The following is a 12,327-nucleotide window of genomic DNA, read 5'->3' on the forward strand; positions in this document are numbered from 1 at the left end:
GACCTTATGCGCCGCCCGGTCAAAGCCGATGTTATGCCCTGGCTCGCCCGTGCACTTTCCAGTGCGCCCCGATATTCCCTGCAACGATCCCTTCACAGCATCCGGGCAAAGGTGCGGGGTGAACGCGACCTTGTTCAGGTGTTCGTAAATCCCCGTGATCCTTTTGGGCTGCCCCTGCTGCAGGCCCTCATCCAACTGCAGGAACGCTTTCGTGTGCGTTTCCGGCTCCATACGGTCTGGCAACTGGACGACGAAATGTACCCCGAGCCCGCACTCTGGCGTTCGTGGGCTCAACAGGACGCCACAGCGCTCGCACAATTATACGGTTTCACGCCTCCAGACCGGCCGACGTCGCCCTCCGAGACAGAACTGACAGCTGCCACCGCCCGTCTGCTTGATGCCGAAAAAACCGATGACGCACTGATGACCGCCGTCCGTGTGCTAGAAGCTCTGTGGCGTTCAGATTCCGACTCATCACCAGAAACAGAAACAGAAACAGAAACAGAAACTGCAAGGTATGACGAGGCACGGCTATCTGCGAACGAACGATTGCTCCGGCGACTCGGACACTATCAAGGCAGTATGACGAGGTACCGGGGTGAATGGTTCTGGGGCGTGGACCGGTTGGACCATCTTGAGCGGTGTCTAACCGAGCAAAGGCTGAATCGGGGCGCGTCCAATACTGTCTTTTTTACGCGCACATGGTCTGAATTGACGAATGACGCACCCAGTGTGGCTGACGGACACAAAACTACCGACACCGTCCTTGAAGTATTTTTCTCCATCCGCAGCCCTTACTCCTATCTGGGCCTGGAACGGGCAATACAGTTGGCGAGTGCGTGGAATATTTCTCTTCAACTCAGACCGGTTCTGCCCATGCTAATGCGCGGACAATCCGTGCCCGATACGAAAAAATGGTACATCTTTCACGACACCAAAAGAGAAGCCAGGAAACTGGGCATTCCCTACGGCTTTGTTGCCGACCCACTCGGGCCGGGTGTTGAACGATGTTACGCCCTGTTCGAGTACGCCCGCTCTCTTGGCCGTGAAATCGCCTACATGCGCACCTACGCCCGTGCCGTCAATGCCGAAGGGATACGCTCTGAGACCGACGCCGGCCTGAGGGTGATCGTTGAACGCGCCGGTCTGGATTGGCAGACTGCAAAGACTCGACTGAACGATGAGAGCTGGCGCGAATGGGCAGAAAGCAATCGCAAGGCCATGTATGAGTGCGGTCTTTGGGGCGTTCCCAGTTTTCGGTACGGCACTGTCAGTTGCTGGGGCCAGGACCGGCTCTGGGTTATCGAGAAGGAGATATCGAGTAGGAGGGGGAGTTACCTCCCCCGTCCTCTCACACCACCGGGCATACGGTTCCGTACCACGGCGGTTCATGATTGGCTCTGAAGCCGAACCATCGTATCCAGCAAGCTTACCAGAGACAGACGGTCAAACACCCTTTTCGGGAGCGCCGCATTCATGTGAGATGCGCCGCTGTTCCACCAAGGCCCACGACCATTCGTTGCACTCATCCGAGCCCGTAGCTCTGGTAGACCCAACCGCATCAGGTAGCGCGCTCGTGTGCGAGCTCGCTTCCATTGCCGCCACAGGATCAGGCGGAGCCTGCGTCTTAGCCAACCATCCAGTGCTTCCACCGGGCGTTTCGAGGCCGTCAGGCGGTAGTAGTTCGCCCAGCCTCTTAGCACCGGATTCAGGTGCCGGATGGTCGTCGCCAGTGACTGCCCCCGCGATCGCTTCAGCAGCCGTCGCAGTTTCGTCATAAAAGCCTTTAGGCTCTTAGGGGCGATCCTCAGCCGTACCTGCCGTTTATGCCAGCTCACGCTGTAGCCCAGGAAGCTCCGGCGCCACGGGCGATCCACAGCACTCTTGTCTGTGTTCACTTTCAGGCGCAGGCGCGTTTCCAGGAAGTGGGTCATGCTGGCCATGACCCGTTCACCGGCTCTTTTGCTGCTAACGTAGATATTACAGTCATCCGCGTAACGGCAGAACCGGTGTCCCCGGCGCTCCAGTTCCCGATCCAGTTCGGTCAGGAGCACGTTGGAGAGCAGGGGTGACAGAGGCCCGCCTTGCGGCGCGCCTTCCCGTCTCGGGCTGACCAGTCCACCTTCGAGCATGCCGGCTTGCAGGTAGCGCCGGATCAGAGTGAGCATCCGTTGGTCGGTAATGCGACGAGCCAGCAGGCTCATCAGCACATCGTGGTTGACCCGGTCAAAGAACTGGGCCAGATCCAGATCGACCACCCAGCGGTGGCCGTCATTAATGTGCCGCTGCATCGCCTTTACCGCCTGATGGGCACTCCGGCCGGGGCGGAACCCGTAGCTGTGGTCCGAAAAGGTCGGTTCCAGCAACGGGCTCAGTGTTTGGTGAAGTGCTTGCTGGATCAGGCGATCCTGCACCGTCGGGATACCCAGTATTCGTTCCCCGCCTTGCGGCTTGGGGATACTGACCCGGCGTACCGGCTGAGGATGGTAGTCTCCTGCAAACAGCCGCTCGCGCAGTGCTGGCCAATGCTGTTGCAGGTGGCCCTTCAGGGCCGTGACCGGCATCTGGTCGACACCGGCTGCGCCCTTGTTGGACACCACCCGCTGATACGCACGCATCAGGTTCGGGCGCTCAAGCGCCTGCTCCATCAGCGTGTTCGGCTCCGCGTTCGTCCACGAGTGAGCCCCCGCGTCTGCCTCGACACGGGCTTCAGTCTCTGCCGGATACTGTCCGGCGCCTCCCTGAATGCCCTGACCCATCCGGGTCGCTTCTGTCTTCATAAGCACACCACGAGAACCCACCGCCTACTGGCGGCCAACCATGTTCGGTCCTTCAGTACGCGGTAACGCACCTACTATGACCTCGGCTGAGTTCTGGCACTCCATCCCCACCCCTCACGAGGTAGGTAGCACAGCGGCAGAGAGCCAGACTTCCCAGGGTAAGACGCGTGACCGTCACACTTATACCCGCCGCATATACGTCCACACCGTCCGTGCAAGTACTGGGCTTTGACGATATTGGCCGCCTTACCCGGTGTGACCGCCTCGTATGCGATTCCTGTTCGTCGGGCCAGCGCTTTGCCTGCGGCTTCCTTCAGATTCCACCTCGCGGTGGACACCCTTGCCGGGCCCACAGGGGACTTGCACCCCCAAGTCATCCGGCCAGCACCACCTAGACCGGAACAGCGCCCGTCAAGGCGCTACGCGCCATGCCTGGCGCACCAATAAAAAAAACCCCAGCTGTTGCTGGGGTTTTGTATTGGCGGAGAGGGAGGGATTCGAACCCTCGATACGCTATTAACGTATACACACTTTCCAGGCGTGCGCCTTCAGCCACTCGGCCACCTCTCCAATACTCTTTAAATAATCCGTTCCAAATCAGCAACGTTGTCGCTCATTTGAGGGCGCAAACTCTAATGGTTTTGTTCCTGTTTGGCAACTCCAATTTAAAAATCCTTTCTCCCACTCACTTCTTGGCCGGCATCGGCCCATGATCGACATACTGCCAGCGCATTCGGAGCGAGAACCAGCCAGGGCTTTGTGCAATACTGGGATTAAACAAGAACCCCGCCCGCAGGGAGGAAACGTTTATGCCAATGAGTGCGGAACAATCAACACTGGTTCTGATCGACCTTCAGAAAAAGCTGATGCCAGTCATTAATCATGGCGAATCGGTGCTGTCGGAATGCGTGAAGCTGGCTCAAATTGCCCGACTTTTGGAGGTGCCGGTGATTGCCACCGAGCAGATTCCCGAAAAGCTGGGCCACAACGATGATGAAGTTGCCGCCCTTGCCGATCAGACGGTCACCAAGGTCCACTTTGACGCCTGTGGCGGCGGCTTGCTGAAGGCCATCCCCAATGATCGCAAGCAGATCATTATCGGTGGCTGTGAAGCCCATGTGTGCCTGCTACAAACCGCCCTTTCGCTTCTGGCGGCCGGTTTCGGCGTGTGGGTGGTCGAGAACGCAACCGGCTCGCGCCACGACAATGATCGTGATGCGGCTCTCGAACGCCTGCAAAAGGCCGGCGCTACCATTGTGACCGTGGAAATGGTTGCCTTTGAGTGGATGCAACACAGCGAACATCCATGCTTCCGTGACGTTCAGGGGTTGATCAGATAACGTCCCTGATGACAGACAAATCCGGCCCTGGGCAGTCGTCGTAATGACGGTCAAATGACATAATCGGAGATCGCCATGCTTAACATGGACTTCAGCCAGAAAGTCATCATTCAAACCGGTGACCAGAAATGGATCCCCAGCCCGGCTGGCGGCGTACTCCGTAAACCCCTCGCCCGTGAAGAGGCCGAACGTGGCCACGCCACGAGCATCGTGCGCTATGAGCCCGGCGCCAGCTTCAATCGGCATGAACATCCACTGGGCGAGGAAATTCTGGTACTTGAAGGAGTGTTTTCCGACGAAACCGGTGATTACGGTAAAGGCACCTACCTCCGGAATCCTCCCGGCAGTGGCCACGCGCCGTTCAGCAGAGAAGGCTGCGTATTGCTTGTAAAGCTCCATCAAATCGATGAGCGTGACACAGAGACTGTGCGCATCGACACCAGTACCGCTGACTGGCTTCCAGGTATCGGTGGCTTGAAAGTAATGCCATTGCACGAGTTCGAACACGAACACGTAGCGCTGGTGAAATGGCCCGCAAACGAGAATTTCCAGCCCCACCGGCATTTCGGAGGCGAGGAGATATTGGTGCTCTCAGGCGAGTTCTGCGACGAAAACGGGCGTTACCCTGCGGGCACCTGGATGCGAAGCCCCCATATGAGCCAGCATCACCCCTTTGTCGACGAAGAAACGGTCATCTGGGTAAAAACCGGCCACCTCCCGGTGTGATCTTGGGGCTCTAAAAATATTTACGTTTACGTAAAGTAGATCTATCTGCCTGTTACCGCTGAAATTTTCAAAATCGCCAAAAAATGCATGAAATTCAACCATTGACGACGATGTAAAAGCTATCTAGTCTTCTCTCGTCGAACCTCAAAAGGGTATCGACAAATGAAATCATGCCAACCGGCCTATCTGCCGGGGCATAACAACAATATGACCACGGAAGCCGTGATCCGGCCTGGTGGAAGAGGATTTCAGCATGTCACTGGTAAATCAGTCCTTGAGCATGGGCCCATGCGCCCACACCCCGCAACACCCTACAGCTCCTTTCCTTTCTCTGACGCTTTGTGCATCTCAATCGCTCCGACCGGATCTTTTACGACTATCCACACTCGTACGATCACTAAATCCGACTGGCAGTTAATCGCGTCCAACACCCGATAGCGATTGAGTTTCGGCAGCGCCCGCAATCTACCGCCGGCCTCCGTCACAAGGGCGAATCCCTGTGCAAGAACCACCCGGAGCAAAAGGAATCCAAACAATGACTGTATTTACGCATCCTGAATTCGATCACCACGAACATCTAACGTTTTGCTGCGATCCAGAGACCGGTCTGCGCGCCATTATCGCCGTACACAATACTTCCCGTGGCCCCGCGCTGGGCGGATGCCGCATGTATCCCTACGCCAGTGACGAAGAAGCATTGACGGACGTTCTCCGCCTGTCGCGGGGGATGACTTACAAGTCCGCGCTGGCCAACCTTGATCTTGGCGGTGGCAAGTCCGTCATCATCGGCGATCCCCGCCAGCACAAGACCGAGGCTTTGCTAGAATCCATGGGCCGTTTCCTGGAGCAGCTTGGCGGACTTTACATCGCTGCAGAAGATTCCGGCACCAGCGTTGCCGACCTCCAGGTCATGGGCCGTAAAACGTCCAATGTTGCCGGCATCAGCGAACGCCCGGGTTTTGATGGCAGGCCCAGCAACGGTGACCCCTCTCCGGCTACCGCCTGGGGCACCTTTGTGGGCATTAACGCTGCCGTGAAGCACAAACTCGGCCGCAGCGACCTTGAGGGGTTGAATGTGGCGGTTCAGGGCATCGGCAACGTTGGTTACCGCCTGGCTCGACACCTGAAAGAAGCGGGAGCGAAGCTCTGGGTTTACGATGTCCACCAGGACCAGATGGATCGGGCGGTGGCCGAGTTGGGCGCGACGCCAGCTAGCGCCGACGAAATTCTCTACCTGCCGGTAGACGTGGTTGCGCCCTGTGCCATGGGCGCTGTCCTGAATGACCACTCCATTCGTAAGCTACAGGCCACCATCGTGGCCGGCGCCGCTAACAATCAGCTGGCTACCCCGGCTCATGACCAGGCACTGTTCGAACGTGGAGTGCTCTATGCCCCAGACTTTGTGATCAACGCTGGCGGCATTATTGACGTGTGTTACGAGCGCAAGGGACCCGACCCCCAGGCCGTTCGCAAACACGTCGATTCCATAGCCAATACCCTGGAGGAAATCTTCCAGCGCTCGGATCGCGATGGCCTGCCCACCGGGCAGATCGCCGATCAACTCGCAGAGGAGCGATTCCGGCATAAATCCCGTTGATGGTGGCTAAACCGCCGCCACTCACTCCCCCGAAAACAAAAACAGTAAGCAGGAGAATACAATGAGTAATGCTTCTTCATCCGCTGAAGGCGGTGCCATGGGCCAGGCAACAGCCAAGCGTGGGCTGTGGTCCTCGCGCCTGGCATTCATACTTGCCGCAACAGGCTCAGCGGTGGGTCTGGGTAATATCTGGAAATTCCCCTACATCACCGGTGAAAACGGCGGTGGCGCCTTCGTCCTGGTATACCTGCTGTGCATTGCGGCGGTAGGCCTGCCCATCATGATGGCCGAGGTATTGGTCGGTCGCCGTGGCGGTCACAGCCCCGTCAACAGCATGCGGGCCATAACCAGCCAGGAAGGCCTGAAACCGGCCTGGCGTTGGGTGGCGGCCGTCGGGGTTCTGGCGGGGTTCCTGATCCTCTCTTTCTATTCGGTGATCGGCGGATGGGCGATCTCCTATGTGGGCACCGCCGCCACCGGCCAGTTGGCGGGCCAGTCGGCTGAGTCCATAGGCGCCATTTTCTCCGGCCTGTTGGGCGATCCAATGAAGCTGCTTCTGTGGCACACCCTGTTCATGGCATTGGTGATGGTCGTGGTCGCACGAGGCGTACGTTCCGGGCTTGAGCGCGCTGTCAGCATTCTGATGCCGGCCCTGTTCGTGCTCCTGCTGATTGTCGTGGGCTATGCGATGACCACTGGCCACTTTGGCCAGGCCGTCGCCTTCCTGTTCCAGCCCGACTTCTCGAAACTCACCACTTCAGGCGTTTTGGTTGCCCTGGGCCACGCTTTCTTCACGCTCAGTCTCGGCATGGGTGTCATGATGGCTTACGGCTCCTATCTGCCAAAAAACATCTCCATCGCCAAAACCTCCGTGACCGTCTCCATCATGGATACCGCCGTGGCCTTGCTGGCCGGGTTGGCCATTTTCCCAATCGTATTTGCCAATGGCCTTGAGCCGGGCGCCGGTCCCGGCCTGATTTTCCAGACTCTGCCGCTGGCGTTCGGACAAATGCCCATGGGCAGCCTCTTCGGCACGCTATTCTTCGTGTTGCTGATCTTCGCCGCCTGGACATCCGGCATTTCGCTGCTGGAGCCCATTGTTGAATGGCTTGAGGAACAGAAGGGAATGAATCGTACGGTGAGCACCGTCGGAGCAGGCATCGTCTGCTGGTTGCTGGGCGTGGCCTCCGTGCTTTCACTGAACCTGTGGTCGGACGTGACACCGCTGGGCATGTTTGCGATGTTCGAAGGCAAAACCATCTTCGATCTTCTGGACTTCCTGACCGCAAATATCCTGCTGCCCCTGGGCGGACTGCTGGTCGCCGTGTTTGTCGGCTGGACAATGTCTCGACAGGCGCTGGAAAGCGAACTGGCCATGTCACCGGGCACATTCTCGGTCTGGTATCGCGTCCTGCGTTACTTCACACCCGTTGCTGTAGCCGTCGTGTTCGTCTACAACCTGGTATAACCAATCAAGCGGGATGCCGGCCCCTGTTCTGGGGCCGGCTCATCAGCCAAACGGCCATCAAGACACCGTGTAACATCAGAAACGGTATGGCAATCAACAACAGTCCATTCCAGTCAAACGCCGCCAATACCGCACCCGCACTCAGTGCAGCTGTCGCCTGCGAGCCGAATACCATCAGGTCGTTGAGCCCCTGAACACGGAACCGCTCCTCATCGCGATATCCCTGCGGCAACAGCGTGGTTCCGCCGACAAACAGGAAGTTCCAGCCAACCCCCAACAGGATGAGTGCAAACAGGTAATGGTGAAAGCTGATACCACTGAACGCCAGCGCCACACACCCCAGATAGGCCAGCAATCCCAGCCCCATCATCCTTGGAATACCCACCACACGAATGAACCAGCCACTGATCAGCGACGGCAGATACATAGCCATGATGTGAATCTGAATCACCCACTTGGCATCTTCAAGCGGGTGATTGGCCACTTCCGTCATACTCAGCGGTGTTGCCGTCATGATAAAACTCATGAGGGCATAACCGATGGCGGCGGCGCTGATCGCCGCCCATATGACCGGTTGCCTCAGGATGTCGGCCATCGGGCGACCGCCCTCCCCCAAGGCTTCCCGCACACGCTCCCCGCTAGCGCGGTACCCGCAAACCAGTACAACCATGGCAAGCACCTGCACGACACTTAGTGCAAGCCAGCCGCCCATGAAAGGGTATTCGGCTTGACCTCCACCACCTAAAAGCGCAATTTCCGGCCCCAGCCACGCCGCTACAAGACCGCCGAGAAGCACCCTGGCTGCTGCAGAACCGGCCATCTCGGGCGCCACCGACTCCATGGCGGCAAAGCGATACTGGTGAACCACCGCCAGCCCGGTTCCGCCCACAACCGCCGCAGCACACAAGAACGGGAAACTTTCACTCCAGGCTGACAGCGTGCCTAACAATCCGGACACCGTACCCGCCAGCGCGCCAAGCAACATAACCGGCTTGCGCCCCAGGCGCTCCATCATCCACGTAGCAGGCTTAATAGCCAGGACCGTTCCAACAACCACAAGGCCTACGGGCAGGGTTGCCCACTCGGGCGATGGCGCCAGAAGACGTCCGTGAATGCTTCCAATAAAAACGATGAACGGCGCTGTACACATGGCAAGCGCCTGGGCGGCGACCAGTATCCATACATTGATCGGCATTGGGTGGGCCTATTTTTTGCGGTAGATGATCCCCGGGTGGCACTGCACCATTTCGTAAAGGTGAGGCAACCCGTTCAGCGATTCCGATGCTCCCAGTATCAGGTAGCCACCGGGATTGAGAGTGGCGTGGATACGGGTCAGGATGTCCTTCTTAAGCTCTGCCGAGAAGTATATCAATACGTTCCGGCACATAACGATATCAAACTTCCCGAGCATGTAGCGTTCGAGCAGGTTCAGTTCCCTGAACTCAACCATGTTCTTGATCTGCGGTCGGATTTGCCAGCTACCGTTCATGGCGGGAGTGAAAAACTGCTTTTGACGCTCGGGCGACAGTCCCCGGCCAATGGCAATCATCTCGTACTCGCCACGGCGTGCAACCTCAAGAACGCTTTTGGAGATGTCGGTGGCGGTGATCTTCACATCCCGCAGCCTACCCGGCCGCTGGCGACGAAACTCTTCAATAATCATCGCTACCGAATAGGGCTCCTGGCCTGTCGAACAGGCGGCCGACCAGATACGAAGTGACTGCGCTGATTTTCTGTCGCCGAACTCCGGCAGCAGCTTTTCCTGCAGGATGCGGAACGGGTGATTGTCCCGAAACCAGAGGGTTTCATTCGTCGTCATCGCGTCGATCACGACTTCCTTCAAACTGCTGCGGCCGGTCCGCTTCACGCGCTCAAGCAGATCACCCAGGGTACTCAACTTGTTCTCTTCCATGATCCGCCGTAACCGGCTTTTCACCAGGTACTGCTTGTTGTCCCCGAGCAAAATTCCACACGCGTCCTGCAGGAATGTCTTAAAGGCCTCGTATTCCTGTGGGGTTATCTCAGCTTTCATTGGATCTCAGTATCGAGTGGGTCGGAAGTGACACCGGCGTCACTGCTCGCGATCGACAATTTCCATGACTCTTTCAGCCAACTCGTCGGGGCTGAATTTTGCCATGAAATCGTCAGCGCCTACCTTCTGCACCATTGCCTTGTTGAACACGCCACTCAGGGACGTGTGCAGCATGATGAATACGTCCTTGATTGCAGGCTCATTTTTGCACTTGGTGACCAAAGTGTACCCGTCCATTTCCGGCATTTCGACATCGGATATGATCAGACACAGGTGGTCGGCGGCCTGGGAGCCATTGGCCGTCAACTCTTTCAAGTAGTCATAGGCCTGCTTGCCGTCATTTTTGGTCACCACCTCCATGCCGATGGCGGTGAGGCATCGCTCTATCTGGCGTCGAGCAACGGCAGAGTCGTCCACAACGAGCACCGGCAGATGGCCGGGCGCCCGCTCTGAACTGCGACTGCGAACGTCTTCGGTGACGTCCTCCTCAAACGGCGAAACTTCGGAGAGTATCTTTTCGACATCGATGATTTCAACGAGCTTATCGTCAATATGCGTTACCGCTGTCAGGTACACATCCTTACCCGCCCCCTTTGGCGGCGGCAGGATATTCTCCCAGTTCATATTGACGATGCGGTCTACACCGGCCACCAGGAAACCCTGGGTTTTGCGATTGTACTCGGTAATGATCACGAAGCTGGTGGCTATTTCTTCCTTGGGAATACCGGGGAGCCGGATCGACATCCCAAGGTCAATGATGGGAATGGTTTCGCCACGAATATGGGCGACGCCCCGAACCATGGGGCGACTATTCGGCAATGATGACAGCTTCGGGCACTGGAGCACTTCCTTGACCTTGAAGACGTTAATGCCGTATGTCTGCCGGCCGCGCAAACGAAATAACAGAAGCTCCAGGCGATTCTGCCCCACCAGCTGGGTGCGCTGATTTACACTGTCCAATACCCCTGCCATCGTTTCATCTCCCGCTTGTTCCAACATACTGACGGCACGCATCTTGCTGCGTTTTCAATGAAAGCCACTCGGCACCTGGAAACTGCCGGATAATTGACTTTCTGGGTAGGCTTAACGGCCGAATCCGGAAATCATTAGGACATTCCCGAACACGGGACTCTGCCCGGTTAATGACAGCATAGGACAAACTGCCTCGTATGCGCATCACCAATTTCATCATCGCACTGCTAATCACTGCAATGGCCGGCCCTGCACTTGCTTCCATGACGACGGCCGAACAAATTCACAGTGGCGCGGAACAGTTTCTGGCGGCATTTTCGGACGCTCAGGGAAACGAAGGCTTTACGGTCTCCTATGATACTGGCCAACTCGACCCCCGCCTTTCGCTCGCTACCTGTGAGACTCCGCTGAGCGTGTCCTTCAGCGGCGATCCCTGGAAGAGCACCCAGCCTTCACTGTTGGTATCCTGCAAGGGTGACCGTCCCTGGCGCATGTTTCTGCCAGTGTCGATCACTATAACCGGTGAAGCCATGGTCGCCGCCCGCCCGCTGGGCCGGGGCGAAAGGCTTACAAAAGCGGCCATACAGTCAGATTCCGTCGTCGTGAATTCGATTCGACGGGGGGCCATTACCAACATCGAACAACTTGTTGGCATGGAAATGCGCCGAGGCATTAACGCTGGAACGGTGTTTACGCCAGATTTGGTGCTCACTCCCGCAGCGATCGAACGGGGAGACCATGTTATCATTAGCGCCCGTAGCGGGAATTTTTCGGTAAACTCGCGGGGTAAGGCGCTGGCCAGTGGCGGCATTGGTGACCAGGTTTTGGTTGAAAACCTCTCGTCCTCCCGCACCGTGCGTGCCCGTGTGACCGCTCCCGGCCACGTTGAAATTCCCATGTAGCCCCGTTCCCGGCATGGATTCACCGGGAACGGCAAACCATTGCCGGCTTTTCGGAAAGATGACAAGAGAGTCATTCAATTCTTGCAAAAATTGCTAAAGAAACGTCAAGCCATGCCGATATACAGGTATGAAATTTGTGGAGCCGCCCAACGCGGCCGATCACCTAAGCAGGTAACGTTATGTCAGTTGACTTTAATGGAATAGGCCCAGGCCAGGTCAACACCCAGAAAACCACGGCCGATAAATCTTCAGGTGCCCAGAGCACTCAGCCCTCAACGACTGAGCAGGCCAAGTCCCAGGCGCAAAGTGCCCGCGGTGAAAACGTCAACTTGAGCAGCCAGGCAAAAAACCTGAAACAGCTCGAACAGAAACTCGGTAATTATCCGGAAATGGACGATGCCCGTATTGAGCAGATTCGCTCTGCCCTGGAAAGCGGCTCCTACAAGATTGATGCAGAGAAATTGGCCCAGAAAATGCTTGAGATGGATGAAAGCATATTCGGGTGAATAA

Annotated in this window: 11 protein-coding genes and 1 tRNA gene; 7 read left to right on the forward strand and 5 right to left on the reverse strand. The window is 57.2% G+C overall.

Translation table 11 applies throughout. The features are described from left to right. The first annotated feature begins 6 nt into the window (after window positions 1–6). Window positions 7–1,404, forward strand: coding sequence for a DsbA family protein (locus AC13D2_RS09685; RefSeq protein WP_482938549.1), 1,398 nt, complete (start codon window positions 7–9; stop codon window positions 1,402–1,404). On the opposite strand, the gene ltrA is transcribed toward AC13D2_RS09685, so the two are convergent. Both ltrA and AC13D2_RS09695 read right to left on the reverse strand, forming a co-directional pair. Next, the gene (gene ltrA / locus AC13D2_RS09690; protein ID WP_273063449.1) at window positions 1,389–2,780 is read right to left on the reverse strand and encodes a group II intron reverse transcriptase/maturase; all 1,392 of its coding nucleotides are present in this window, start codon (window positions 2,778–2,780) and stop codon (window positions 1,389–1,391) included. The genes AC13D2_RS09685 and ltrA overlap by 16 nt on opposite strands. Window positions 2,781–3,259: 479 nt before the next feature. After that, window positions 3,260–3,350: transfer RNA gene (locus AC13D2_RS09695), tRNA-Ser, on the reverse strand. Between the two features lie 239 nt (window positions 3,351–3,589). Between AC13D2_RS09695 and AC13D2_RS09700 the strand changes: the two genes are divergently transcribed. The 4 genes from AC13D2_RS09700 (at window position 3,590) to AC13D2_RS09715 (ending at window position 7,911) form a co-directional block, all read left to right on the forward strand. Continuing rightward, window positions 3,590–4,120 carry an isochorismatase family protein gene (locus AC13D2_RS09700; protein WP_482938550.1) on the forward strand — a complete coding sequence of 177 codons (531 nt, stop codon included), beginning with the start codon at window positions 3,590–3,592 and terminating at the stop codon, window positions 4,118–4,120. A 75-nt stretch (window positions 4,121–4,195) separates the two neighbouring features. Continuing rightward, the gene (locus AC13D2_RS09705; RefSeq protein WP_482938551.1) at window positions 4,196–4,846 is read left to right on the forward strand and encodes a cupin domain-containing protein; all 651 of its coding nucleotides are present in this window, start codon (window positions 4,196–4,198) and stop codon (window positions 4,844–4,846) included. A gap of 535 nt (window positions 4,847–5,381) precedes the next feature. Beyond that, window positions 5,382–6,443, forward strand: coding sequence for a Glu/Leu/Phe/Val family dehydrogenase (locus AC13D2_RS09710; RefSeq protein ID WP_292048238.1), 1,062 nt, complete (start codon window positions 5,382–5,384; stop codon window positions 6,441–6,443). Window positions 6,444–6,504: 61 nt separating this feature from the next. Continuing rightward, window positions 6,505–7,911, forward strand: coding sequence for a sodium-dependent transporter (locus AC13D2_RS09715; RefSeq protein WP_300498401.1), 1,407 nt, complete (start codon window positions 6,505–6,507; stop codon window positions 7,909–7,911). Window positions 7,912–7,915: 4 nt separating this feature from the next. Here the strand turns inward: AC13D2_RS09715 and AC13D2_RS09720 are convergent, their stop codons facing one another. Genes AC13D2_RS09720 through AC13D2_RS09730 form a run of 3 tightly spaced genes read right to left on the reverse strand, consistent with a single transcriptional unit; the run spans window position 7,916 to window position 10,915 of the window. Continuing rightward, window positions 7,916–9,106: an MFS transporter gene (locus AC13D2_RS09720; RefSeq protein WP_300498399.1), complete on the reverse strand. Its 1,191-nt coding sequence runs from the start codon at window positions 9,104–9,106 to the stop codon at window positions 7,916–7,918. A gap of 9 nt (window positions 9,107–9,115) precedes the next feature. Next, entirely contained in the window at window positions 9,116–9,943 is an 828-nt protein-coding gene (locus tag AC13D2_RS09725; RefSeq protein WP_300498397.1) for a CheR family methyltransferase, read from the reverse strand. Between the two features lie 39 nt (window positions 9,944–9,982). Beyond that, entirely contained in the window at window positions 9,983–10,915 is a 933-nt protein-coding gene (locus tag AC13D2_RS09730) for a chemotaxis protein CheV (protein ID WP_292048233.1), read from the reverse strand. Between the two features lie 197 nt (window positions 10,916–11,112). Here AC13D2_RS09730 and flgA point away from each other — a divergent pair, with 197 nt between their 5' ends. Next, window positions 11,113–11,817, forward strand: coding sequence for a flagellar basal body P-ring formation chaperone FlgA (gene flgA, locus AC13D2_RS09735; protein WP_300498396.1), 705 nt, complete (start codon window positions 11,113–11,115; stop codon window positions 11,815–11,817). A 179-nt stretch (window positions 11,818–11,996) separates the two neighbouring features. Next, entirely contained in the window at window positions 11,997–12,323 is a 327-nt protein-coding gene (flgM, locus tag AC13D2_RS09740; RefSeq protein ID WP_213479835.1) for a flagellar biosynthesis anti-sigma factor FlgM, read from the forward strand. Window positions 12,324–12,327 lie beyond the last annotated feature (4 nt).

The organism is Marinobacter sp. B-12, from assembly GCF_056857915.1.

Excerpts from the sequence above, each read along its gene's own strand:
- AC13D2_RS09720 (WP_300498399.1), bottom strand. The coding sequence starts at position 9,106 with ATGCCGATCAATGTATGGATACTGGTCGCCGCCCAGGCGCTTGCCATG.
- AC13D2_RS09710 (WP_292048238.1), top strand. The coding sequence starts at position 5,382 with ATGACTGTATTTACGCATCCTGAATTCGATCACCACGAACATCTAACG.
- ltrA (WP_273063449.1), bottom strand. The coding sequence starts at position 2,780 with ATGAAGACAGAAGCGACCCGGATGGGTCAGGGCATTCAGGGAGGCGCC.
- flgM (WP_213479835.1), top strand. The coding sequence starts at position 11,997 with ATGTCAGTTGACTTTAATGGAATAGGCCCAGGCCAGGTCAACACCCAG.
- AC13D2_RS09725 (WP_300498397.1), bottom strand. The coding sequence starts at position 9,943 with ATGAAAGCTGAGATAACCCCACAGGAATACGAGGCCTTTAAGACATTC.
- AC13D2_RS09705 (WP_482938551.1), top strand. The coding sequence starts at position 4,196 with ATGCTTAACATGGACTTCAGCCAGAAAGTCATCATTCAAACCGGTGAC.
- AC13D2_RS09700 (WP_482938550.1), top strand. The coding sequence starts at position 3,590 with ATGCCAATGAGTGCGGAACAATCAACACTGGTTCTGATCGACCTTCAG.
- flgA (WP_300498396.1), top strand. The coding sequence starts at position 11,113 with ATGCGCATCACCAATTTCATCATCGCACTGCTAATCACTGCAATGGCC.
- AC13D2_RS09715 (WP_300498401.1), top strand. The coding sequence starts at position 6,505 with ATGAGTAATGCTTCTTCATCCGCTGAAGGCGGTGCCATGGGCCAGGCA.
- AC13D2_RS09685 (WP_482938549.1), top strand. The coding sequence starts at position 7 with ATGCGCCGCCCGGTCAAAGCCGATGTTATGCCCTGGCTCGCCCGTGCA.
- AC13D2_RS09730 (WP_292048233.1), bottom strand. The coding sequence starts at position 10,915 with ATGGCAGGGGTATTGGACAGTGTAAATCAGCGCACCCAGCTGGTGGGG.